This window comes from Paenibacillus xylanilyticus, from assembly GCF_009664365.1.
Lineage (GTDB): Bacteria > Bacillota > Bacilli > Paenibacillales > Paenibacillaceae > Paenibacillus > Paenibacillus xylanilyticus_A.
In genome coordinates this window covers 5,343,533-5,369,088 of sequence record NZ_CP044310.1, presented here as the reverse complement: position 1 = coordinate 5,369,088, position 25,556 = coordinate 5,343,533, and the positions used below count along the sequence as shown (strand labels likewise).

The 25,556-nt window shown below is 49.2% G+C and carries 13 protein-coding genes; 12 read left to right on the top strand and 1 reads right to left on the bottom strand.

Features of this window, described 5'->3' with window-relative positions:
* The first annotated feature begins 102 nt into the window (after nucleotides 1–102).
* Nucleotides 103–396 carry a YuiB family protein gene (locus F4V51_RS23840; RefSeq protein ID WP_095292079.1) on the top strand — a complete coding sequence of 98 codons (294 nt, stop codon included), beginning with the start codon at nucleotides 103–105 and terminating at the stop codon, nucleotides 394–396.
* Between the two features lie 358 nt (nucleotides 397–754).
* Nucleotides 755–2,290, top strand: a complete 1,536-nt coding sequence (locus F4V51_RS23835; RefSeq protein WP_095361280.1) for a replication initiation and membrane attachment family protein — start codon at nucleotides 755–757, stop codon at nucleotides 2,288–2,290.
* A 167-nt stretch (nucleotides 2,291–2,457) separates the two neighbouring features.
* Here F4V51_RS23835 and F4V51_RS23830 read toward each other — a convergent pair whose 3' ends face one another.
* Nucleotides 2,458–5,214 carry an endo-beta-N-acetylglucosaminidase gene (locus tag F4V51_RS23830; RefSeq protein WP_153979879.1) on the bottom strand — a complete coding sequence of 919 codons (2,757 nt, stop codon included), beginning with the start codon at nucleotides 5,212–5,214 and terminating at the stop codon, nucleotides 2,458–2,460.
* Nucleotides 5,215–5,425: 211 nt separating this feature from the next.
* Here F4V51_RS23830 and F4V51_RS23825 point away from each other — a divergent pair, with 211 nt between their 5' ends.
* The 10 genes from F4V51_RS23825 (at nucleotide 5,426) to F4V51_RS23780 (ending at nucleotide 25,525) form a co-directional block, all read left to right on the top strand.
* On the top strand, nucleotides 5,426–7,255 hold the full coding sequence (locus tag F4V51_RS23825) for a sensor histidine kinase (protein WP_167301710.1): 1,830 nt from the start codon (nucleotides 5,426–5,428) through the stop codon (nucleotides 7,253–7,255).
* A gap of 1 nt (nucleotide 7,256) precedes the next feature.
* Complete coding sequence (locus tag F4V51_RS23820; RefSeq protein ID WP_153979878.1) at nucleotides 7,257–8,771, top strand: response regulator transcription factor; 1,515 nt, start codon at nucleotides 7,257–7,259, stop codon at nucleotides 8,769–8,771.
* 283 nt (nucleotides 8,772–9,054) lie between these two features.
* Nucleotides 9,055–10,527: an ABC transporter substrate-binding protein gene (locus F4V51_RS23815; protein WP_127538935.1), complete on the top strand. Its 1,473-nt coding sequence runs from the start codon at nucleotides 9,055–9,057 to the stop codon at nucleotides 10,525–10,527.
* Between the two features lie 78 nt (nucleotides 10,528–10,605).
* Nucleotides 10,606–11,535 carry an ABC transporter permease gene (locus tag F4V51_RS23810; protein WP_095292071.1) on the top strand — a complete coding sequence of 310 codons (930 nt, stop codon included), beginning with the start codon at nucleotides 10,606–10,608 and terminating at the stop codon, nucleotides 11,533–11,535.
* A gap of 84 nt (nucleotides 11,536–11,619) precedes the next feature.
* A complete protein-coding gene (locus F4V51_RS23805) occupies nucleotides 11,620–12,474 on the top strand; it encodes a carbohydrate ABC transporter permease (protein ID WP_217506623.1) in 855 nt (284 codons plus the stop codon).
* A 33-nt stretch (nucleotides 12,475–12,507) separates the two neighbouring features.
* Nucleotides 12,508–14,817 carry a glycoside hydrolase family 3 N-terminal domain-containing protein gene (locus tag F4V51_RS23800; protein ID WP_201281169.1) on the top strand — a complete coding sequence of 770 codons (2,310 nt, stop codon included), beginning with the start codon at nucleotides 12,508–12,510 and terminating at the stop codon, nucleotides 14,815–14,817.
* Nucleotides 14,818–14,820: 3 nt separating this feature from the next.
* Nucleotides 14,821–17,961 carry an alpha-mannosidase gene (locus tag F4V51_RS23795; protein WP_153979877.1) on the top strand — a complete coding sequence of 1,047 codons (3,141 nt, stop codon included), beginning with the start codon at nucleotides 14,821–14,823 and terminating at the stop codon, nucleotides 17,959–17,961.
* 290 nt (nucleotides 17,962–18,251) lie between these two features.
* Nucleotides 18,252–19,571 carry a glycoside hydrolase family 125 protein gene (locus tag F4V51_RS23790; RefSeq protein ID WP_153979876.1) on the top strand — a complete coding sequence of 440 codons (1,320 nt, stop codon included), beginning with the start codon at nucleotides 18,252–18,254 and terminating at the stop codon, nucleotides 19,569–19,571.
* Nucleotides 19,568–22,738: a beta-galactosidase gene (locus F4V51_RS23785; protein ID WP_153979875.1), complete on the top strand. Its 3,171-nt coding sequence runs from the start codon at nucleotides 19,568–19,570 to the stop codon at nucleotides 22,736–22,738. Before F4V51_RS23790 ends, F4V51_RS23785 begins: the two co-directional genes overlap by 4 nt.
* A 3-nt stretch (nucleotides 22,739–22,741) precedes the next feature.
* On the top strand, nucleotides 22,742–25,525 hold the full coding sequence (locus tag F4V51_RS23780) for an alpha-mannosidase (RefSeq protein WP_153979874.1): 2,784 nt from the start codon (nucleotides 22,742–22,744) through the stop codon (nucleotides 25,523–25,525).
* Nucleotides 25,526–25,556 lie beyond the last annotated feature (31 nt).

Below are 25,556 nucleotides of genomic sequence, written 5' to 3'. Positions count from 1 at the left end.
CGCCACATTTTTTGCGGTACACTATCTACTAGCCAGAGAAGAAAATACAATAAGTTTTGCTAAATAAGCCCTGAGTTCATAAGAAGAGGTGAATGTCACCCGATGCAGTTTATACCTGTGCTGGTATTAATGGTGTTATTTTTCGTGATGATGTTTGGGATCGGTTTCATTCTGAATATGTTGATGAAGACGACCTGGTTTCCTTCTTACCTGTTCATCATTGTGATCCTGCCTGTCGTGGTGTATTCCTTATGGGATCACACGGCTTCACTGATGACCCATCTGGGCTCGTTCCAGATCGTCGATTATCTGACCGGTGTGGCTGGGCTCGCAGGCGCAATCATCAGTGGTTGGACCATTCGCAAACTTCGACTGGGCGGATATAAAATGTTTTAACCGGCTGAGCTTCATATCCTGCCCTGACTGCCATGGAATTGAAACAAAGAGTCTTGCCTTTCTCGTAACCGCTTACGCGAGCAAAGGGAGGGCTTTTTGTCATATGTAATGAAAATAGACATAATCGAACCGCTGAGCTGCATACACATGTGGATAACCATTTCTAAATAGTTTCACTTGTTTTATATGGCTGGAGCTTTTATAGTATTCTAGCAACTCTGCGAAAACGTGAATGCTGTCGACCTAGGACGAAACGGAGCGAGAACAGGCCATCTTTTTACCTGTTTTTGAACATTTGAAGATCAGGCATTTATGATAGAATAGATAAACACACTTTTGGGGAGAAGGAGATCAAGCCATGCGCATGAAGAATTTGCTGCATTATACTGAACATCATCGCTACTGCGTATACAGGGAGTTTGGACTTAGTGCTCTGGACGACCGTATGCTTACCGGAGCATATCAGCCCATGGTAGGTGCTTTCGCGATTGGCTTGTATCGGCTGTTGTTTCAGCATCTTCCCGGTGAACAGGTCGGTTACTCACCCCTTGAACAGCAGCGAAAGTTGTTCATGACACTTGGACTCGAGCCAAGTGAGAAGGGCCGCAAGTATTTGGTGGAGCAGGCTTCCAAGCTGGAAGCGGTCGGATTGCTTCAGACATCACGCCTTTACATTCCGGAGAATGATGATTACATCTATGAATATGAGCTGCAGCCACCGCTGTCACCGGCAGAATTTTTCCGCACACAGCATTTGACACTGCTGCTTCGTGACAAGATTGGCAAGTTTGCTGTTCTGTCCCTGCGTTCGGGATTTTCGGCAGTAGAGAACGGAGACGCACCTTATCCTGCAGCGAGCAAAGAAAATATTTCGGTTCCTTTTTACGATATATTCGAACTGAATACACATGTTATAGATTACGAGCTGGAGCAGGCGCTTTCGGAAGTATCCACATCCGCACAGCGGAGTGGGACAAGTGTTGCGGCAGAAGAGCTTACGTTGAACTACGCCGACATTATTTTGCGTTTTCCGCGCGAGTCAGTGAACCGTCGTCATGTGGAAAAGCTAAGATTTGATCATGAGCAGCTGGGCATTGTGAATTATGTGGTGAACAAGTTCAATCTCAGTGTGCAGGACGTGTGCCGTTTACTGGATGAGGATGATATCTTCAGTCCGCAAGGACAGCTCATGTTGGATGATCTTCAGCACAAGGCAAGCTTGCAGTTCCGCCAGACGAAGAAACGTCAGGAACAGCAAACCGTACAGGCAGCCAAAGTAGTCGCCCTGAGGCAGCATCTGGACGAGCCTGAGCAGCAGAGCGATTCCGGGGAACCGCCAGTGGAGCATGTGGTGCAGATGGAATACTATGTGGAGGTTCCACCGCAGTTTGCAACCAAATGCGATATTCATCAATACAATATGATGCTTCGTAACGAACCATATACACGGCTTTTGCAGACGTTTTTCCCAGGAGCCGTACCGGATAATCTGGTCGATATCTTTGAGAAAATTGATCTGAGCTATAAGCTGCCTGGTGAAGTCATTAATGTTCTTATCCATTATTTGATGCAGCTTCTGGTGTCTGGCGGAGAACAGCGGATTAACCGTAATTTCGTTGAAGCGATCGCCTCCAATATGCTGCTGAAGCAGGTTAATTCATATGAGAAGGCAGTCCAATATATTCGTGACCAGGCCAAGGTAAAAGGCAAGCAGGCTGCTGGAGCAGCCGGAACCCGTTCCCGTACATACGGCAAAGGAGCCAAAGCCAAACCCGAAATCCCGATTGTTCAGGATGTTGCCGCTGAAAGCGATGGAGTATCCGAGGAAGAGTTCGAAGAGATGATGAGATTTGCCCAGCAGATGCAGGCGAGCAAGCAAAAAGGAACTTCATAAAATTTCTTGTTATAGAAAAGACCCAAGGCGAGTCCCCTAATTAAAGGAGGCTCGCCTTTTTGCTGCTTGCGTTTATCTACGAATAGCGCCATGTACATATCTCATTCTATGAATTGAGCCCTCTCCGCCTTCTGTTGAAAGTGGAAAGGGCTGATTGCTGAAATCGTCTATCTTAAGATGGTGGTTGCTTTATTGCCGGCATAATCTTCGATCACGAGCTTGAGCGAGCTGCTGCTGGAAGCTGGTGTGAAGGTCATCTCACTCAGCTTGGTTCTTCCCCGGATAATATACGGGAATTTTTGCGTAACGTAAGTCACCCCGAATTCGCGAGGCACTTCATTTTCGTAAACATAGATCTTGTACCAGTCCTCCAGATCAGGCAGGGCAAGGGTGTATTTTCCATCATTTACCGTGACCTTTTCCTTCGCGTATGGTGTAATCTGATGATCAGCCAGTTGTCCAGTAGCTGTGACAGGTTGTTGCTTGCCTATGGCAATGTTGAGCACGTAGTGTTCGCCATTCGTTGGCAATCCCGTCAAGACAGCTGAAGATTTTCCTTTCTTGACCTGAACGGTCTTTGTGAAAGGTTTATTCGTATATTCCGTTTGCAGGGTGAGCTCGATCGCTTCCTTGCCTTTGGTTTTCTTAGGGTATTTCCAGCTGACCGTGGCGTCGCCCTGTTTGTTAAATTTCACTTGAATATCCTGAACGGCCGCATCCAAATTATAGGACAGGGTGGCAGGCTCGCTCTCACGGCCATCTGCGCCCACGGCACGAATAGATAGCTTACCAGAACGATTTTTCAAAGATTTGATGTAATAGGTGGAATCATATATTCCGCCAACATAGGATTCATTTTCATATAAGTTGTATTGCTTAACCTTCGAATAGTCTTCCATATCCCATTCCACCACGAGTTCATCTGTATTGGTCAGAGACTTGGCGATGTGGAAACCTGTAGGAGCATCTGGCTTGGCCGCAGATCCATCGAAGATACGGAGTTCACCGATGTTCATCTGATAATCTTCAATTGTTTTCCCATTAGGGTCAAATACCAGTCCGAAAGCGGCAATGTTTTGGCCCGCATAAGCACTCAAATCCAGGGAAGCTGTTGTCCAGCCTTTCGTTTGTTTGCCTGAATTCGGAACATTGACTTTGACCACATGGGAAGGATCATTTTCCAGTATTAAACCGACTTGCAGGGTGGACGTATCGCTCTTCGATGGTTTGTTATACGTGAGTTCCAATGTAGACTTCGCATTAACGGACAGATCTGTTTTGTACAGACGCAGGAAGTTCTCCGCGTTCAGATCACCGTTAACGACAAGAGAACTGCCGCCATTGAAGGCCCCAATGGAATCGTACTGGTAACGGGCACCTTTTTCATAGGTTGGGCCATAGTCAAAATCAACACTCAGCTTATCCCCTTCACTATCCATCCACCACTGCCAGGTGACAGGGATGTCCTGGATGTTGATGTTGGACCATTCGGTATCATTGGATACTTTTCCGTTTTCATAATATTGCAGACCATGTCCGGTATTGAAGTTCGTAGCAAAGTTTGAACCATGAACGACGGAACGTTCCGTAAGGTAGGCAGCTATGCCGTCCCAATTGGCGCCGGAAGCATAGACATCCGACAGATCAACCGATGCATTGCGGCGGGCTTCGGTAGGGTCCTGATTCGGTCCGGACCACCACGCACGATCGCGCACAAAGGTCATCCACTGATATTCGTCTTCAGCCCGGTGATTGGTGCTTCCATCGCCCATCTCTTCATCAAGGGCATTGTGGGTAAAATCTGCACCCAGCGTTGCTATGCTGTTCATCGGCTGGCCGTTCTCATCCAGATTGTTGCGCAGGTCATAGAGCTGTTTCCACCGACCAAACCGGTCATGACCGCCTTCAACGCCGGCAAAGACCGTTTCAAGCGGATCCAGTCCAAGGCTGATGGCATGATCACGTGAATCCTGCAGCATCTCATGGTTCCAGACATAGTTCAGGAAAATGGAATCCGAAACTCTGCCGAGAGCCGTATCTTGTACGAAAGGGCTGTTGAGTTCATTGAACTCATTCTGGTATTGAATCTCTCCCGTCGTATTAATGGTAGAGTCATACCACTGAACATAGAGACCCTGATCTCTTAAATATTGCATGAATTTTTTGTAGGAAGGAATGTCTTCAGGGGCAACGCCCCTCGCTACCTCTTCCTGATTGAAGAAGTAGCCATCATAATTGTAGTATTTGGCCATCTCGGCCAATTTGACAGCGACCGGGAAATTTCCGTCTTCATCCTGTACGAGCATCTGCTTGTACGTTTGAGGACCACGGTCATTATCGGAGAAGAAAATGTTGGCAATGGAACGAACGCCATTTTTATGCGCGGCATTGGTGTAAGCCGGGTTCGGAATGTTCAGAATACCGAACTCGAAATATCGCTCTGTCCACTCCTTATTCGGGTCATACAGCTCTTCTGGCACTCCCGCAGAAGCCATGCCATGCCAGTAGCTGTAATAGTCTGTATATTGCCAATAATTGAACAGATACTGGCTAAATTCGTTCGTATAAGGGGTACTGTCGAAGAACGCATTGCCGTAATCACCACTCATCGTAAAGAGCTGGGTATCCGGGCTAAGTTCGGGGTAGGCCTGCGTGGCGGCAAAGGCATCATTACGCGGCTGCAGTGGTACATGTGCACGAAGCAGTTCTCCATAGATGTCACTCTCGGGTGTCCAATTCAGAATCTGTGCCGAGGTGTAGCCATGCTGATAGGGCTGATTGGCGCCTTTGGCACTTTCACCTGTGTAGGGAAGTGTATCTCCCGCATAGACAGATGAGGCGACCAACTGACCGACCAGAGCTGATGTAATGGCCAGTGCAGTTACCTTGGGAATGATGCCTTTCGGTTTAAGTTTGCGTGTCATGCTGTTCCTCCTTCAAGTGGACTGAATGTAAGGTATTCGTTTACACAAATATAAACTTATGGTTAACGATAGAGCATGAAAGCATTTTCAAATAGGGCGAAATTAAAGAAAGGCAGGTATAAACTAAAGAAAAGTTCAAGGTGGGAAGTTAATGTCAGAAGGCAAATGATATAATTCAGACAGGACAACCGCATCGGGGGGAACATGCGATTTGAAAATTGTTAGCGTTTACAATAATTTCTTCAAAAATAATATGTTTATGAAAATGCTGTTTATTTTCTCGATGATTTCGATTGTGACGATTATTACGCTGTCGTATATCATTTTTCTATCGGTGTCCGATTCTACCATCCGCCGTGAGCTGGCTATCCAAAAGGCTGCGATGGAAAGTGTGGACCGATATATTCATCAGCAGTATGAGTCCGTGCAAAATATGGTGAGAGATATGCATCAGAACGAGGCACTGTCAGCCAATATCTCCTATCTGATGAGCCACACCTATGCAGATTATGTCCAGCATCTGACCAATGGATATTACGCCAATCAGGATGACTATTCCGCAGATGTACTGAAACATTTCCAGAATATTATGGATCGAAATGCGGACATCCATCAGTTGATGTTATATAGTGCAGAGCGCCAGGACATGTCCATGTTCAGCCCCAATAAGCAGTTCAAGAAGCTGGACACGAGTGCTGCCCATTCCTATATTCCAGACGTGATGGCCATGGAGACGCCTAATATCAGTGCACCCAACTACTGGATTCGCAAAGAGATCAATGAATGGAGCCCGGACCTGTACGCGATTCGTGTTCCCATCAACAATACACAGACGCTGCGGAATCTGGGGCAGTTTCTCGTTTTTTTTGACTCAGCAGGCATTGGAAATGCGCTTGATAGTTATGAGAGCAACTTTAAGGGAGAAATCGTGGTACTGTCGGCCAAAGGTAACGTGTTATTTGACTCCAGCAGCAACTATTACGGCAAGAAGTATCCTTATGTTGAAGTAGCAGATTCGCTATTCGATCAGACCGATATGGACTCGATGAAAAAGGAAAAAAACATGTATGTAAACAAGTTTGTCTCCGCAGACCAGGGCTATGTGATTGTAGCCACGGTTCCTGTGGAAGAGATGGCTGAGGCCTATGCAGGTATTCGGAATACCATTATTTCAATTAGCATCATAAGTACCCTGTTTGCTGTGCTCGTTCCGGCGTTTTTTATCATTAATTTTGCGAAGCGGACCCGGAGAATTATCCGATTTACGCAGAAGGTGAAGTATGGCAATCTGAGTGCACGAATTGACGATACCCGTGACGATGAGCTGGGGCAGATCTCGCACAGCTTTAACGATATGCTGGACGAACTTAATCTGTATATTGAGCGGGTGTACAAGGCCGAGATCAAACAAAAGGAGACGGAGCTGGTTGCTCTGCAGGCCAGAATTAATCCTCATTTTCTCTATAACACGCTTGAAGTGATTCGTATGAGAGCCATTTCCCAAGGGGCAAGGGATGTTGGGGAGATGATCTACAGCTTATCCGTGCTCTTCAAGAGCCTTGTTCAGCAGAAGAAAAACTATACATTGAAGGATGAGATGGAGGCTTGCCGTCTATATCTGGAACTCTTTCGAATCCGTTATAAGGATATCTTCACCTATACGATTCAATTGGATCCTGTGCATAATCAACATCCTGTGGTCAAGCTGTCCCTGCAGCCGATCATTGAAAACTATGTCGTGCACGGCATCCAGACGGAACGCTCGGATAACAAGTTGTCCATTGTGGTGGAGGAGATTGGCGATGTGCTGCAGGTGGAAGTCAGAGATAATGGCAAAGGCATTGATCCTGCCAGATTGGCTGAAATTCGTGAAGAGCTCGATCGTCCGGAGGAATCAGGACAAATGTTTGGGCTGCGCAGTGTGCACAGTCGTCTGCGGTACCTGTATGGACCGGAGTTTGGAATGACGATAGAGAGTACGCTTGGAGAAGGAACCCTGATCAGGGTGCGTTATCCTCATACGGAAGGGACAGGTGTTTAGCATGTACAACGTGTTTATTGTGGACGATGAGCCGTTCATCATTGAAGGATTATACGACATAGTGGATTGGTCTTCATTTGGAATGGAAATTGTAAACCATGCCGGCAACGGCCAGGCGGCGCTTCAAGCGCTGTCTGCCCAACCTGTCGACATTCTGATCACGGATATTTCGATGCCCATTATGAATGGACTGGATCTGATTCGGGAAGCAAGACGTGTCCAGCCTGACCTTAAAGTGATTATTCTCAGCGGATTCAATGAGTTCGAATACTTGAAGGAAGCGATGCAGCTGGGGATCGAAAATTATCTGCTCAAGCCGATCAATGTGGAAGAGCTGGAATCAACGCTGCGAAACACGGCCTCCAAGCTGGATCAAGCGCCAGCCAAAACAAGTTATGATGCCTACGGCATTCAAATTTTGAAGGACAACATTCTTCATCGATGGTTGACGGGACAGATCGCAACGGCGGAGTTCGAAGAACGCTCTCTATTCATGAATCTTACACTCGATGGTCCTTGCTATGGCATTGCCATCCTCCGTACGAAGGGAGAAGAGCCGGGCATATTTGATCAAGTGCAGCGTTTACTTGCGGACAAGCCTTATGTAAGTACTTTTCATGATTTGGATGGCGATATCGTCATGATCGCGAGTGTGGACGAGCAGCAGGTCAATAGACAGATGTTTATGGATTGCGTCACCTGTTTATCCCGGCAGATCTCTGAAGCACACCCGTCAGTTTATATTGGTATGGGGGGCATGGCGAAGGGCATTCATCAGGCACCCGCGAGTTACAAAGAAGCCAAGCGTGCCCTGCAGTATGTAATGATCTACCCGGATCTTAAAGTGATCGATCATGCAATTCTTGAAACGGGAAGCAGTGCTGGCAGTCGTTTCTCCTTCGACTGGAAGGAATATGCCAAGCTGATGTTATCCCGCAATACCGAACAGCTTTCAGAACGAATTCAAACGGATTTTGAACAGTATCGCGATGGGATGACTCCTGTGGAACTGCAGCATACGGCGCTCGAATTGGTTATTCGTTTCAAAATGGAGCTGGAGAGCATTAAGCATACGGATGAGTCTGTCATTTACCAACAGGGGTTAAGGCGGGTGCTGGACAGCAGTACCTTTGCCGAACTGGTGCAGGCCCTTCAGCAAGTGGGGAGCGAGACGATCGAATCTCTGCTTCAGGATCTGAAAAACCCGATTGTGAGCCAAGTGCTCCAGCATATCGAGAAGCATTACGCAGAAGAGCTTTCCCTCAAGCTGCTGGGGGCTCATTATCATCTGCATCCTGTGTATCTTGGACAGCTGTTTCATAAGGAGACAGGAGAGACCTTTGCCGAGTACATCAATAAATACCGGATCGAGCGTGCCAAGGAACAGCTGCGCAGTTCCAATCTGAAGGTGCATGAGATCGCAAGAAACGTTGGATATTGGGAGACAGGATATTTTTATAAGCAATTCCGCAAATATGTAGGCATTTCACCGACCGATTTCAAGGTTTTCAACTAATTCGGTGACGGGAAGATTCCATCTGCGGACTCAACGTATAAGAGACATTTCGGGAACAGCAGTGGCATTGGAAGAGTTCAATGCCAGATGTCACCCGGCATGTCTCTTTCATGTAAGCGATTTATTAAATCAGGGACAAAAACAAGAGTCAGGGAGAATATCTCTTTAATTTGTACCCCGAAAACTTAAGTTTATCTTCTTTTTGAAAATGCTTTCATTCGATAAGGTTATAGCAGTTAGTTCGTTAGTGCTTAAGGGAAAACGAAAAGGGAGGATCTAAACAATGCTTAAAAAAAGAAAAAGTTTTTCTCTCGTCCTGGCATTATTAATGGCCGTTACACTTGTACTTAGTGCCTGCGGTGGAAGCGAGAGTGCTTCGGAATCCGGCGGGGCTGGAGATGATTCAGTCGAACTGATCTGGTACACCATCGGTACCCCGCAAAAAGATGTGAACAAGGTCATGGAAGAAGTCAGCAAGTATACCAAGGAAAAAATCAATGCTACCGTAACCATGAAAATGGTCGATTGGGGTGACTATCCTCAAAAGATGCAGGTGAATGTGGCTTCCGGTGAGCCTATGGACATTCTGTTCACCTCTTCGGGCGGCTTCGACTATGTTCAGAATGCCAGAAAAGGTGCGTTCCTGGAGTTGGATGAACTGCTCCCCAAATATGGCAAGGATCTGATGGACACGATTGACCCGGCATTCCTCAGCGGTTCCAAAGTCGATGGTCATAACTACGGTATTCCGGCCAACAAGGAACTGCCGCAGCAAGAAGTATGGCGCTTCAACAAAACACTGCTCGATAAGTACAACCTGGACATCTCCAATATCCGCACCTTGGACAGTCTCGAACCTTTGCTCAAAACAATCAAGGAAAATGAGCCAAGTGTGACGCCGTTTGCGATGGATAAAAACTATGTCCCTTACGTTCCTTACGACTATGTCATTCAAAATTTGCCTATGGCAATCAAACTGGATACAACGGATTACAAGCTCGTGAACATCCTGGAGACTCCTGAAATGAAGGAAGCACTCACAACGATGAACAAATATTACAAAGCTGGCTACGTGTCTGCAGAGGCAGCAACAACAGGATCAACCAACGACCTGACGACATCGGGCAACTGGTTCCTGGATCGCGCACAGACTCAACCGCTGGCTGACAATCAATGGTCTGCAAGTTATGGATATCCTGTCGTTTCCACTCCGGCAAGTGATGCAATCATCACAAACACTTCTGTACAAGGATCCATCATGGCGATCTCCGCCAACTCCGAGTACCCGGAAAAAGCAATGGAATTCCTGAACCTGCTCAATACGGATCCAGTGCTGCGCAATATGGTTGACTCCGGTATCGAGGGTACTCACTACAAAAAAGTGGACGATACACACATGGAAAACCTGGCTGAATCGAAGAACTATGACATGCCTTCGTATTCCCTTGGTAACAACATGCTGCTCTATCTGAACAACAACGATCCGGACAACAAATGGGATGAGTTCAAGAAATTTAATGCTGAAGGCGTGAACTCCCCAATCCTCAGCTTCAACTTTGATGCAAGCAACGTGTCTACTGAATTGACAGCTGTACAAAACGTGAAAGAACAATACTGGGCCGCATTGATGACTGGTACGCTGGACCCGGCGACCAACTTGGATCAGGTCATTGAGAAGTTCAATCAAGCCGGTCTTGAGAAGGTAATGGCTGAAGCCCAAAGCCAGCTTGATGCCTGGAGAGCGGAAAATAAGTAAGGTTACATTCGTAGGATCGGGCGGCTGCATGTAGCGTCCGATCCTTTTTTTCATTCAAGCTTGAAGGAGGATATCCCAATGACTGCATTTTTGAAAAATCTGATAAAAAACCGAGTCATGCTGTTCATGGTGCTGCCTGGCGCCATCTGGTTCTTCTTCTTCTCTTATCTGCCCCTGGTGGGTACTGTAGCGGCATTCAAGGAATATCGCTTTAGTCGTGAGGGCTTCTGGGCCAGTCTTGCGAAGAGCGAATGGGTGGGCTGGGACAATTTCAAATTCCTGTTCAGCAACAATGACGCGCTGCTGATTACCCGAAATACACTTCTGTATAACATCGCCATCATATTCCTGGGGTTAGTGTTCGCCGTAGGTTTGGCCATTCTGCTCTCGGAGCTTATTAATAAACGGCTCGCCAAAATATATCAAACCGGGATGTTTCTCCCGTATTTCCTCTCCTGGGTCATTGTAGGTTACTTTGTGTTCAGTTTCCTGAGCATGGACCGGGGAATGTTGAATCAGATCATCGGCTGGTTCGGGATGGAACCGATCCAGTGGTATTCGGAAGCCAAGTATTGGCCGTACATTCTGATTTTCGTCGCACTTTGGAAAACGATCGGCTACAACAGTATCGTCTATCTGGCATCGATACTGGGCATTGACCGTTCGCTCTATGAAGCTGCAATGATTGACGGTGCGAGCAAATGGCAGCAGATTCGCAACATTACGATCCCATTGCTATCCCCAATCATCACGATTATGACACTTCTGGCTGTAGGCCGGATTTTCTACGCGGACTTTGGTCTCTTCTATCAAGTGCCGAGGGATTCGGGTACGCTCTATTCCGTTACGAATGTCATTGACACGTATGTATATCGCGGTTTGAAAACGAGCGGTGAGATTGGCATGAGTACCGCTGCCGGATTGTATCAATCGGTTGTGGGCTTTGTACTGGTTATCATCTCCAACTATGTGGTACGCAAGATCGATAAAGATAGCAGCTTATTTTAGGACAAGGGAAAGGAGTGAACCACTGTGGCTCAACTCGTAAAAAAACGCGATTTCCATCATGTATCCAGCGGCTGGAACATCATCATGAATATCATGGCCGGACTTTTCGCTCTGATCTGTGTGTTTCCTTTTATATTTGTCGTCATCATCTCGTTTACGGACGAAAAGGCATTGGCCCGTGACGGGTACCGCCTGATTCCCGCGGAATGGAGTCTCGCGGCATATCAATTTGTCTGGCAGAGCGGTGATACACTGCTGCGTGCGTATGGGGTCACCATTCTGGTCACGGTACTCGGGACAATCATCAGTTTGATCCTCATGTCCCTGTATGCCTATGCCATTTCCCGCAAGAGCTTCAGATATCGGAGATTTTTCTCCGTGTTTGCCATTTTGACGATGCTGTTCAACGGCGGGATGATCCCGACCTATATGGTCGTATCCCAGCTGCTTGGATTGAAAGATACCGTGTGGGCACTGATTCTGCCGCTGGCGATGAATGCCTTCTATATTATGATTCTGCGTACGTTCTACTCCACGAGTGTGCCGGATGCGGTTATTGAATCCGCAAGAATTGATGGCGCCGGAGAGTTTTATACCTTTATGAAAATTGTAATTCCATTGTCCCTGCCGGGGCTGGCAACAATCGGGTTGTTCAGTACACTGGGTTACTGGAATGACTGGTTCAACGCACTCTTATACATTGATAATCCCAACCTGGTACCGCTGCAATCCATGCTGATGCGGATCGAGTCCAGCATTCAGTTTATTCAGCAGAACTCCGCCAACAGCTCCATGAGTCTGGCAGCTATGCAGTCCATTCCGCAGGATACTTCCCGGATGGCGATGGTTGTGCTTGCAACGCTGCCGATTATATTTGCCTACCCGTTCTTCCAGCGCTATTTCGTACAAGGTCTGACGGTTGGAGCGGTGAAGGAGTAACCGAATTACTCTATAGGATTGGAGAGTTTCAGGATGATGACATACAAGGACAAAAGCAAGCCCGTCGAAGTACGGGTGCAGCACCTGCTTGGCCTGATGACTACGGAAGAGAAGGTAGGCCAGCTCATCCAGCCTTTTGGCTGGCAGACCTATACGAATGACAAGGGAAATATCACGCTGAATGATTCCTTCAAAGAGCAGGTGGAAAACTGCGGCGTCGGCTCACTCTATGGTGCCCTTCGGGCTGATCCCTGGACTGGCGTTACACTTGAAAATGGCCTATCCGCGAGAGAAGGTGCGGAAGCCGTCAACCTGATTCAGCGTCATGCTGTGGAGCATTCCCGACTGGGAATTCCAATCCTGATTGGGGAGGAGTGCTCTCACGGTCATATGGCCATTGACGGAACGGTATATCCGGTACCGCTGCTGCTCGGCAGCACCTGGAATGTGGACCTATACCGAGAGATGTGCCAGGCCGTAGCCAGGGAAACGCGTGCCCAGGGTGGAGCGGTTACGTATTCTCCGGTACTCGATGTCGTGCGTGATCCGCGCTGGGGACGTACCGAGGAATGCTTTGGCGAAGATCCGTATCTCATTGGGGAACTGGCGGCAGCTTCTGTCGAAGGACTTCAGGGGGAAAGTCTTGACCGGGATGATGCGGTTGCTGCAACGCTGAAGCATTTTGTCGGTTACGGCAGTTCGGAAGGCGGACGCAATGCAGGACCTGTACACATGGGCTGGCGTGAATTGCTGGAAGTGGATCTGTATCCATTCCGAAAGGCGGTTGAAGCTGGGGCAGCATCCATTATGCCTGCGTATAACGAAATTGATGGCACACCTTGTACGGTAAATACGGAATTGCTGGATCATGTTTTACGTGAAGACTGGGGCTTTGAGGGTCTGGTCATTACGGACTGCGGCGCAATCAACATGCTGGCAGGCGGGCATGATGTTGCAGCGGATGGGCTCGATGCATCTGTGCAGGCCATTCAGGCAGGCATCGATATGGAGATGTCCGGTGAGATGTTTGGACAGTATCTGGTGCAGGCTGTTTCGGAAGGCAAGCTTGATGTGCAGGTTTTGGACCAGGCTGTCAGCCGCGTACTGGCATTGAAATTTAAACTGGGCTTGTTTGAGCAGCCTTATGTGGACGCTGATCGGGCCGCAGAAGTAATTGGCAGTGAGCAGCATATCCAGCTGGCACGTCAATTGGCAGCAGAAGGAGTGGTTCTGCTCAAAAATGAGCAATCGGCTCTCCCGCTATCCATTACAGGAGCTGGGCAAATTGCAGTCATTGGCCCGAATGCGGATCATGCCTACAATCAGCTCGGTGACTATACATCACCGCAGCCCAAATCCAAAGTGGCAACCGTACTGGATGGTATTCGCTCCAAGCTCGCGGGGGATGAAGCTGTACCTGAGGTGCTTTATGCACCAGGTTGCCGAATCAAAGGCGATTCCAGAGAGGGCTTCGAGCATGCCATGGAGATCGCAGGCAAGGCCGATACCATCATCATGGTGGTTGGCGGTTCAAGTGCCCGCGATTTTGGTGAAGGAACGATCGATCTGAAGACCGGGGCATCCAATGTATCGGATCATTCATGGAACGACATGGAATGCGGCGAAGGCATCGACCGTATGACGTTGGGGCTTGCAGGAGTACAGCTGGAACTCATTCAGGAGATTCATAAGCTCGGCAAAAAGCTGATCGTTGTTTACATCAATGGTCGCCCCATCACCGAACCTTGGGTAGACGAACATGCAGATGCCATTCTGGAGGCATGGTATCCGGGTCAAGAGGGCGGGCATGCCATTGCAGACATTCTATTTGGCGATGTGAATCCATCGGGCAAATTGACGATTTCCATTCCGAAGCATGTCGGTCAGTTACCTGTCTATTACAACGGTAAACGTTCCCGTGGCAAGCGTTATCTCGAAGAGGATCTGGAGCCTCGTTATTCGTTCGGATATGGACTTAGCTATACGACTTTTGAATACAGCGAGCCGAAAGTCAGCAGGGCATCCATGACAGCTGGCGAATCAGTTACGGTATCGGTGAATGTGACCAATACAGGCCAGCGTAGTGGCGCAGAAGTCGTACAGATGTACATCACCGATGTGGTCAGCCAGATGACTCGGCCGGCCAAAGAGCTGAAAGGATTCACAAAAGTGAATCTGGCACCTGGTGAGACGCAAACGATAGAATTCCGTGTTGGTGCGGAGCAGCTGCAATATATCGGACGGCATTTGAAACCCGTGGTTGAACCGGGACTATTCCGTATTCATATCGGCAGCAGCGTGAACGAGACACAAATGGCCGAGCTTACGGTAAGGGAGGCGTAAAACATGGAACGTATTAGACGATTTATTCGTGAACTGTCTGAACATCAGTGGCTGGAGCAGGTGGATTTACGCAGCTGGAACATCACCCGTGCTTATTATGACGTGCCGGGAAAATATGAGAATCAAGGGCCTTACCCGGAGGGAGAAGGCCTGGATCGTTTTCCAAGCACACAGGGGACCACCTACTTTTTTCGAACCCGTTTAGAAGTCCCTGCTTCCTGGCAGCATGCCCCATTCGGACTGTTATTTCAATCGGGAGGAGAAGGATTGCTGCGGGTGAATGGCCGTTCCTATCAGGGTCTGGATCGCAATCATACGTACGTTACGCTGGACCCATCCAGCATTGGTATCCATCCTGAACTTGAAATCGAACTGTTCGATCCGGTACCTGAGCCTGTCGATCCGTTGAACCAGCAGGCGGTCATTCAGCCGCCAATCACAGCAATCACGAGTCTGCTGGTGAGACCGAACGAGGCGGTTCGCAGCCTGATGTATACGGTCATTATTGTACGTGATTCGGCTGTACTGCTGCCCGAAAGCGACTTCCGGCGTGTACGTCTGCTGGAAGCCATCTATCGTGCGATGGATCAATTTGTCGGCATGACAGATGAAGAGATCAAGCAGGGAGACGGTATTCGCCAGATTGAAGATTGTCTAGCAAGTCAAGTGCGAGAGATTGGTGGTAACGCCGAAGGGCTTGAACATATGGTGGGACAGTCCCATATCGACATTGCCTGGCTGTGGCCTGTACGGGAGACGGTACGCAAGACAAGTCGTACATTCTCAACCGTGGATGCACTAATGAATGAGTATCCCGATTATGTGTATTCCCAGAGCCAACCTTTGTTGTACGCCTTTCTGAAGGAACATGATCCCGAATTGTATGCACGGGTGAAGCAGCGTATTGCAGAAGGACGCTGGGAACTGGTTGGCGGCATGTGGGTTGAGCCGGATCTGAACATTCCGAGCGGGGAGTCGCTGATTCGCCAAATGTTATATGGCCAGCGTTTTTACATGGAGGAGTTCGGCAAGACATCTCAGATTGAATGGCTGCCCGATACATTCGGGTACTGTGCTTCCCTGCCTCAGATTTTGAAGCATGGCAATGTGGACTATTTCATGACGACGAAGCTGGGATGGAACGATACCAATGTATTCCCGTACGATCTCTTTCACTGGGTTGGCATTGACGGCACACCGATCCTGTCTTATCTCAATCATGGTGTCAATGAACACACTCTACCGAAGGACATCCATGATCACTGGCAGTCCTACCGTGAGAAAGCAGCACATCCCGAGCACATGCTTCTATATGGGCATGGTGATGGTGGCGGCGGAGTCACCCGCGAAATGCTGGAGTACGTGGATCGCGCAGACTTAATGGTAGGGCAGCCTGCAAGTCGCTACAGTACAGCGGCAGCCTTTTTTGCAGGTATTGAAGCAGGGCAGCCTGCACTTCCGGAATGGCACGGCGATCTGTACCTGGAACTGCATCGAGGCACGTACACGACACATGCACGCAACAAGCGGAACAATCGCAAGGCAGAGATCCTGTATCGTGAAGCCGAGCTGTGGAACACACTTGCTCTGCCGGACATGGAGGCGCAGACGGAAGCTGAAGTCCGTTCGGCACTGCATGAGGGCTGGAAGCTGATTTTGCTGAATCAATTCCACGATATTATTCCAGGCTCGGCGATTACAGAGTCCTACGTGACTTCGGATGAGGAATATGTACGAGTTTTTGAGTTAGGTAGAGCAGGGCTGAATCAAGGTGCTGCAACATTGACGGCAGGTATTGACACAAAGGGTCCAGAAGGTTCAGCGGCCTATGTGGTGTTCAACAGCCTTGGCTGGAAGCGTAATGCAGTCATTCAGCTCCCCGTGCTCGATGGCATGGATCGTTATGCGGTAGATGTGGAAGGTGAGCACCTGCGAATGGATCGGGAGGATCACGCGATTTCAATTCTTGTGGAGGACATTCCGGCGTTTGGGTATAAGACGATTTGGCTGGTACCTGAAAATACGAGAGAAACGAATGCACGAGAAGTGACAAATGTTGGCGGTCAACCGGTTTTTAACGATACATGGGATACCGCGTTTTATCATGTGGAGTTTAACAACCGAGGCGAGATTACTCGTCTGTGGGATAAGGCAGCAGAGCGGGAAATGCTGAAGCCGGGTGAACGGGGCAATCAATTGCACTTTTTCCATGACCGTCCAACGCTCTGGGATGCATGGGATATTGACAGCCGTTATGAAGAACAGGTTGCTGGAGAAGCCGAGCTATTGGAGAAAAAGCTGGTGCTGGCGGGTACAACGAAGGACGTCCTGCGCTTCCGCTGGAAACTCCATCAATCGGAGATTACACAAAATATCGTCTTTTACCATGATTCACGGCGAATTGACTTCCAGACGCAGGTGAGCTGGAACGAAAATCACAAGCTCTTGAAAGTCGGTTTTCCAATCGATGTTGTGACCTCCAAGGCAACATACGAAATTCCTTTTGGCGCATTGGAGCGGCCAACGCACCGTAACACCAGCTGGGAACAAGCCCAGTACGAAGTTTGTGGCCACCGTTTCGCAGATGTATCCGAATATGGATACGGCGTGAGTTTGCTGAATGACTGCAAATACGGATACGACGTACAGGGAAGCACCATTCGTTTATCCCTGCTTCGTGCACCGAAATGGCCGGACCGAACCGCTGATCTGGGAGAGCATGAATTCACCTATTCCTTGTATCCGCATGAAGGGGATTGGCGTACTGCGCACACGGTACGTCATGCGGCAGAGCTGAATCATGAGGTGACGGTACAGCAGCCACAGCGGAGCACAGGGGCTGAAGTAGATTCAACGGCAACTGCAGCGCCTGCACGCCCGGCAACCGGAGCATGGATTGGTTTGGATAGCGAGCATGTCATTTTGGATACGGTCAAAATGGCAGAGGATGGACACGGCACGGTACTTCGTTTCTATGAGTCTTCAGGCAAGCGTGAACGTGTAACCCTGCAATGGCCACATGCCTTTGAGCAGGCCTACCTCTCCAACGCGTTGGAAGAACCGGGTGAGCCTTTGGATATGACGAATGGTCAGATTACATTGACCTTCGCCCCTTACGAAATTAAAACCGTGCTGCTGCGGTAAACCTTTTTGAAATACTTTGAGCTACGTATGTTCAGCTCTTTATTCACACATTAACGGAGAGGACAGAAATAACCTGGAGAAGCGCAGCGTTCGCCTAAAAGCTTTCTGAAAGAAAGCTACATCGGAAGCATACGCTATCCCCGGATTTACCCTTTGAAGAAGGGAATCAAAAAAATCTGGGGATAACAGCGATCGGAGGATATTTCTGACCGCGCAGTGGTCCAGTGTAAAATTAATGTTTTTCCTAAATAGCTACACCATTCAATACGTTTAAGGAGTTGCACTCATCCATGGAACAATTCAGATTACCCAAAATACCAATGCCGCCCGTTGCTGTGCCGCAATCCATTCAGGCAGTGCTCGAAGAGGCGGAACAGAAGCTGGCTCATCGACCGAAGCTGCTTCAATTATTCAAAAATTGTTTCCCCAATACAATCGAAACAACAACAAAACTGATGGACGATGGCACGACTTTTGTTATCACCGGAGACATCCCAGCCTCGTGGCTGCGTGATTCCGTGGAGCAGGTGGTGCACTACATTCCGTTTGCGAAGGAAGATGAGGACCTGCAGCGGATCATTGGCGGCCTGATCAAGCGCCACATCCAGTATGTTCATATTGATCCGTATGCCAATGCCTTCAATGAATCGGCCAATGACTGGCACTGGAACACAACGGACGAGACGGACATGTCGCCATGGGTATGGGAACGCAAATTCGAGATTGATTCGCTGTGCTTTGTTGTACGTCTGGCCTATCTATATTGGAAGGAAACGGAGCTGACCGACATTTTCGATTCCAGCTTCAAGGCTGCCATGCGCAAAATCGTGGATCTGTTCAAGGTGGAACAGCATCACATGGAACAATCTCCATATCGCTTTACACGCAATAACGGCATTCCTACAGATTCTCTGCGTAATCATGGGAAGGGTATGCCGGTCAATTATACAGGCATGATCTGGTCTGGCTTCCGTTCCAGCGACGATGCGTGCGATTTTCACTACAACATCCCAGGCAACATGTTTGCAGTCGTAGCTTTGCGCCAGATGCAGGAGTTTGCCGAGTGGGTATTCCGGGATATGGCGCTGCTGCAGGAGCTTAAGGATCTGGAGCAGGACGTGGATCATGGCATTCAGCTGTACGGCATTTATCGTCATCCGGAATTTGGTCCCATCTATGCGTACGAGACGGATGGCTACGGCAATTACTGTCTCATGGATGATGCCGGTACACCGGGACTGATGTCCATTCCGTATCTCGGTTACGTCACAGCGGATGATCCGATCTATCAAAATACCCGCCGATTCGCCCTGAGCAAAGAGAACCCGTTCTATTATGAGGGCAAGGTTGCCAAAGGGATCGGCAGCCCGCACACACCACCGGATTACATCTGGCATATGGGTCTATCCATGCAGGGACTGACGGCACAATCTGCCGAGGAGAAGCTGGAGATCATTCGTATGCTGGAAGCGACAGATGCGGATACAGGTTATATGCATGAAGGTTTCCATGCGGATGATCCAACCATTTTTACGAGAAAATGGTTTGCATGGTCCAACAGCCTGTTCTCCCAGTTGGTCTATAAATCCATGAAGGATGGCCTGTTATGAGTACACATGTGAAGGACAATAAGCTGATTATCTTCGCTGATCCTGATTTTCCGGCAGAAGGCCAGCGGCCATCCCGTGAGGCTCTGGATACTTGGCAAGGGTCTAATAAAGTCATCGTTGTTAGCGCGCGTGAACTGGCTGATGTGTTGAAAGCAGCAGCAGGCGAGGGCTGTCTGGTAAACCTGCATGCACCCTACTTTCCCAAATCGGCCTGGACGGAAATTGCAGCCTATCTGCATCAGGGAGGAAGCCTGATCAGTGTGGGTGGAGCACCGTTTAAGCGCCCTGTACGGGATCAGGATGGTGCTTGGGTTGTTGAGTCCGAGCAGACGGCGTATCATCAGGAGCTTTATATTCACGAGGCACTGAACGTATATTCAGGAAATATCCAAACGTACGCTTCCTCTGAACAAATTTCACTGCTTGCAGGCAAAGAGGGCTTGTTTGAGATTGCAGACACGTGGAATCTGGTCCCGCATACGACCAAGTCCAGTGATCTGCCTCACCAGATGGGTTCGGCAGGACCGATGAGCACGCAGATCTATCCGTTACTTAGCGGAGTAAGTAAGGATGAACGCAGCATTGCTGCTCCGATTGTCCTGTGGGAGAACTCCCGCAGTACATTTGCTGGTTCACGCTGGATGTTTGTGAATCTGCCGCTGACCGCTTCATTCTGGGAGCAAGACGGTGCGAACGAGATCGTGAAGTGGGCACAATTCTGTGCCAAAGGGGTAACTGAATTGTCGCTCAAGCCTAACTACGCCACGTATGAACCAGGTGAACGAGCTGTACTTACCCTTCAGGGACAGATTTTACAGCGCGCGGGTGACAGACGTACGTCTTCCGAGTTGTGGACGTTTGAACTGACCGTTGAACGGGAGGACCGGACAAGCAGCACAGCTGAGAGGGTATGGAGTCATAAGCTGCAGATGGAGCTCACCGGAGAGCAGCAGTTTGTACGCCTTCCTCTTCCGGTTTCAGTAGAAAGCGGGCTGTACCGTGTCGTATGTCGTGCGCAAGGACCGGACGGTGAAGTTCGGAATCTGCGTCAAGGCTTCTGGGGCCAGGATGACGCATTGCTTGCTGAAGGTGAAGTCATTACTCGCAGCAGAGACTATTTTGTAAAAGAAGGACGACCTCTCCCTGTTGTGGGCATGACGTACATGACCTCCGACGTAGCCCGAAAATTTCTGTTTCTTCCGAATGCCGACATATGGGATCGGGACATGGCACAGATGGCGAAAGCAGGCATTAACTGGATTCGGACCGGAATCTGGACGGCATATCGCAACATGATGCAGGTGGACGGACACATGGCAGAGGATGTGCTTCGCGCGATTGATGCCTTCCTGTTAACGGCGAAGCGTCACGGCCTGCAGGTCACGTTTACGTTCTTTTCCTTTACACCTGAAACGTGGGAAGGAACGAATCCGTATCTGGATCCGCAAAGTGTCGAGGCACAGAAGCGTTTCATTCGCAGCATCGTCAGCCGGCATACACACACCACTCATGTGGATTGGGATCTGATTAACGAGCCATCGATGTTTGATCCGGTGCGCATTTTCTCGGCTGGCCCGCGCTCAGCCAGGGATTCGCACGAACAGCAGGCTTTTATCGCATGGCTTGAGCAGCGTCATGAAACCATTGAAGCGCTGCAGGAAGCATGGAACATGTCGCCGAAGCAGCTTCCGAACTTTGCAGCAGCGGTCATTCCGGAACCGGAAGAGATTAACTTTGATGTACAGGACATGCACAAGGCGAAAAAAGGAACTCGCTGGCTTGATTATTGTCTCTTTTCCATGGAGATGCACAATGTTTGGGCAAGAGAGCTCGTAGGTACAATCAAGGATCTGGTGCCGAATCATCTCGTTACTGTAGGACAGGACGAAGCTCTGGGTGCACAGCGTCCTTCACCGTTTTTCTATGAACGTGAAGTGGATTATACCACCGTGCATTCCTGGTGGTTGAACGATGATCTGATCTGGGACGGCATTTTCACCAAAACTCCACATAAACCGAATCTCATTCAGGAGACGGGCATCATGTATGTGGAGACCCCGGATGGACGCGCCAAACGCACGGAAGAAGAGCTTCGCAGCATTCTTGAACGGAAGTATGCCTATGCATTCTCCACAGGTGGTGCCGGAGCAGTGCAATGGATCTGGAATACGAACTTCTATATGGATAATGCCAATGAGTCTCATATTGGAGCCCTTCGTGCAGATGGTACAGAGAAGCCAGAGGCAGATGTATCCTATGACTTTGGCCGCTTCATGCAGAAGGTGCGTGATTTCTTCGAGGATCGTGAGCTGGAGGAGATTGCGGTCGTGTTCCCATATTCCAATGATTTCTCCAACCGTTCCCTTGCTTATGATGCAACCACCAAGCTTACACGTGTGATGTCCTATGATCTGAAACTGCCATTCCGTGCCGTATCCGAGTATCATTTGGAAGCTCTGGAGCAGCAGTCGCCCAAGCTGATTATCGTGCCAAGTCCACACAATATGGATAATGCTGCATTGCTTCAGCTGCTTGCATTCACGGAGAAGGAAGGCGCATGTCTGCTGATCACTGGACCACTGGGACTGGATGCGTACTGGAAGGCCAGTGACCGGGCCGATCACATTGTGGGTAAACGCAGTTTGGGTAATGTGCAACGTGAAGAACTGCTGAATATCAATGGGGTGAATCACCGGGTAACGTATGGCCGGCGTCGTATTGCTGAGGTGGCCAAAGAGACGCTGCTTCATCAAGATCATGACACTCCGGATGAAGTGACTGTTCTGCCATGGGGAAAAGGGAAAATCATGTGGACCCCGCTGCCGCTCGAGCTTAACGGACGGGAAGAGCCGCTGGCGGACCTGTATCGGTACGCGGCCGAAACGGCTGGCATCCATCAGGAGCTGGAATGGATATCTGGCGGAGACATTGCAGGAATCTATGGCCGGAAACTGAGTTTTCCAAAAGGAAATCTATATGTCTTTGTGTCAGAGTCTTCACTCAATCATAAGGTTCACGTAAGAGATACCCCCACTGGAGTATCCTATGAGTTCAAAATGGAGAAAAATCGATCCGTGCTGTTTGCCACAGATGCTGCAGGCAAGCTGCATACGGTGTATCGCCCGGAAGAAGTTGAGATTGTACAACAAAATGGAGAGGTGGGCTAACGCATGACGGAACAAAAGAATAAACCAAAAACCAAAAGAGCCCATATCATTTCGCACACTCACTGGGATCGGGAATGGTACCTGCCCTATGAGAAGCACCATATGCGGCTCGTTCAACTGGTGGATTCACTGCTAGATGAGCTCGATGAGGGAGCGGACTACAAAAGCTTTTATCTGGATGGACAAACGATTATTATCGATGATTATCTTCAGGTTCGCCCGGAGCAAAAGGAGTGGCTGGAGAAGCACATCCGCAATGGCCGGATTGTAATTGGGCCTTGGTATATACTGCAGGATGCATTTCTTACCAGTGGTGAAGCCAATGTGCGCAATATGCAGGTTGGGCATCGGGATGCGAAGCGTTACGGCACGCCCTCCAAGATCGGTTATTTTCCCGATACGTTCGGGCTGGTTGGACAGACTCCGCAGCTGATGCTGCAATCCGGCATCGACAACGTCTTTTTTGGTAGAGGCGTAAAACCTACAGGCTTCAATAATACTGTATCGGATGCAGGGTATGAATCCAGCTTCTCGGAGCTCATGTGGGAAGGGCCGGATGGATCGAAAGTGCTGGGGGTGCTGTTTGCCAACTGGTACTCTAATGGTAATGAAATTCCGGTAGATGAGGCTTCAGCTCGCAAGTTCTGGGAAACCAAACTGGCAGATGCCGAGAAATATGCGTCGACCAATGAACTGCTGTACATGAACGGATGTGATCATCAGCCTATTCAGCGGGATCTGCCTGAGGCGATTCGAATGGCCGAGCAATTACATCCCGACATTGAATTCGTTCACTCCAACTTTCCGGATTATCTGACGGCCCTGAAAGAATCAGCGGAGCATGAGCTGTCTACGGTAAAAGGAGAGCTGCGCAGCCAGCGTACCGATGGCTGGGGTACCCTGGTGAACACGGCTTCGGCACGGGTTTACCTGAAACAGATGAACCAGCTTGGTCAAGCCATGCTGGAAAAGGTGGCTGAGCCACTGGCTTCCTACGCCCATCTCCTTGGACACGCTTATCCGCATGATCAACTGACATATGCCTGGAAAACGCTGATGCAGAACCATCCGCATGACAGCATCTGCGGCTGCAGTGTGGATGAGGTTCACCGCGAGATGGTCACACGATTCGAGAAGAGCCGTCACGTCGCTGAAGCCATGATTGAAGAGAGCACGAGTCAGATTGCTGCTTTGGTGGATACCTCAATCTTTGCTGGTTACGGTGAAGATGCTCGGCCGCTGATCACGTTTAATACGACAGGCTGGGAGCGCAGCGGCGTTGTTCAGATCGAACTGGATGCAGCTCGTATCTACTTCCGTGATGGAATTTCATTAGAGGGTATGGCTGCCCAAATGAACAACGTAGACCTGTCGGGTCGTATCCTCGTTGACGAAAAGGGTGCGCACGTTCCGTGTACCGTAGAAGATCTGGGCCTGCAGTTCGGTTATGATCTGCCGGATGACCGATTCCGTCAGCCATACAGCTGCCGCCGGGTCAGAATTACATTTGAAGCTGGGAACGTGCCAGCACTTGGATTGAAGGCATATGCCTGGGTTCGCAGTGAAGCTCAGGATGATTCTGTCTCGAATGGCACTGCACTGCGCAGTGGCGAACACAGCATGGAAAATGAATATGTTGCTGTTACAATCACAGACAATGGCTCTTTTACACTGAAGGATAAACGTACTGGACGTACATACCAAGACCTTGGCGTGTACGAAAATGTTGGGGATATCGGTAACGAGTATATGTTCAAGCAGCCGGAGAATGAAGCTGCTTTGACTACAAAAGAATTAACAGCCGGCATACAGATCATAGAAGATACGCCGTACCGTGTCTCCTATGAAATCATACATGATTGGGAAATTCCTGCTTCAGCGGATGAGGTGCTGGATCGTGAACAGCGTGAGCTCATCTATTATCCGTATCGCAAGGCACAGCGTTCCAAACAGACTACCACACTGCGTATTCGTACGATTCTGTCGTTAAGCCACAGCGCAAAAGGAGTTCATGTGCAAACCACCTTCAACAATCAGGCGAAGGATCACCGTGTACGTGCCCTGTTCCCAACCGATCTGGAGACTGCGGTTCACCATGTGGATTCCATGTTTGAGATTGCTACTCGTGATAATGTGCCCGCGCCGGAGTGGCAAAATCCAAGCAATACGCAGCATCAGCAAAGCTTTGTGGATGTGAGTGAAGAACAGGCTGGACTGGTCGTAGCCAATCTGGGACTGAATGAATATGAAGTTCTTCAGGATGGGCGCAATACGATCGCTGTAACGCTGCTCCGTGCCGTAGGGGAGCTCGGGGACTGGGGATTGTTCCCGACGCCGGAAGCACAGTGTCTGGGAGAGCATACGTTCCAGATGGAGATCATTCCGCATGATGGTAGCGGTGCATCATCAGATGCATACATCGAGGCTTACCAGTTCCAGGTTCCATGGACGCTAGTTCAAACGGATGTTCACTCAGGAACGCTGTCATCAACGCATACCCCATTTGAATGGCAAGGGGAAGGTATGGCATTCTCCTCACTGAAAGTGAATGAGGAATCAGGTGATCTGATGATGCGCTGGTATAATATGAAGCCGGACACATCTCTGTTGAGTTTGGCTGCGACCGAATGGAATACGAATGAAGAAGCATACAAGAGCAATATTTTGGAGGAGAAGGGCGAGAAACTCGTATCCTCTTCAAATGTTTCTACGAATCTATTCAGCGGCAAACAATGGTCCATCCCGGCAGGACCTTGCGAGATTGTTACGGTAGGGCTCCCTCGTTAAAGGAATAACCCTGGGAGCAGGCAGGTACTGT

Excerpts from the sequence above, each read along its gene's own strand:
- F4V51_RS23835 (WP_095361280.1), top strand. The coding sequence starts at position 755 with ATGCGCATGAAGAATTTGCTGCATTATACTGAACATCATCGCTACTGC.
- F4V51_RS23815 (WP_127538935.1), top strand. The coding sequence starts at position 9,055 with ATGCTTAAAAAAAGAAAAAGTTTTTCTCTCGTCCTGGCATTATTAATG.
- F4V51_RS23840 (WP_095292079.1), top strand. The coding sequence starts at position 103 with ATGCAGTTTATACCTGTGCTGGTATTAATGGTGTTATTTTTCGTGATG.
- F4V51_RS23800 (WP_201281169.1), top strand. The coding sequence starts at position 12,508 with ATGATGACATACAAGGACAAAAGCAAGCCCGTCGAAGTACGGGTGCAG.
- F4V51_RS23805 (WP_217506623.1), top strand. The coding sequence starts at position 11,620 with ATGAATATCATGGCCGGACTTTTCGCTCTGATCTGTGTGTTTCCTTTT.
- F4V51_RS23820 (WP_153979878.1), top strand. The coding sequence starts at position 7,257 with ATGTACAACGTGTTTATTGTGGACGATGAGCCGTTCATCATTGAAGGA.
- F4V51_RS23830 (WP_153979879.1), bottom strand. The coding sequence starts at position 5,214 with ATGACACGCAAACTTAAACCGAAAGGCATCATTCCCAAGGTAACTGCA.
- F4V51_RS23785 (WP_153979875.1), top strand. The coding sequence starts at position 19,568 with ATGAGTACACATGTGAAGGACAATAAGCTGATTATCTTCGCTGATCCT.
- F4V51_RS23790 (WP_153979876.1), top strand. The coding sequence starts at position 18,252 with ATGGAACAATTCAGATTACCCAAAATACCAATGCCGCCCGTTGCTGTG.
- F4V51_RS23780 (WP_153979874.1), top strand. The coding sequence starts at position 22,742 with ATGACGGAACAAAAGAATAAACCAAAAACCAAAAGAGCCCATATCATT.
- F4V51_RS23810 (WP_095292071.1), top strand. The coding sequence starts at position 10,606 with ATGACTGCATTTTTGAAAAATCTGATAAAAAACCGAGTCATGCTGTTC.
- F4V51_RS23795 (WP_153979877.1), top strand. The coding sequence starts at position 14,821 with ATGGAACGTATTAGACGATTTATTCGTGAACTGTCTGAACATCAGTGG.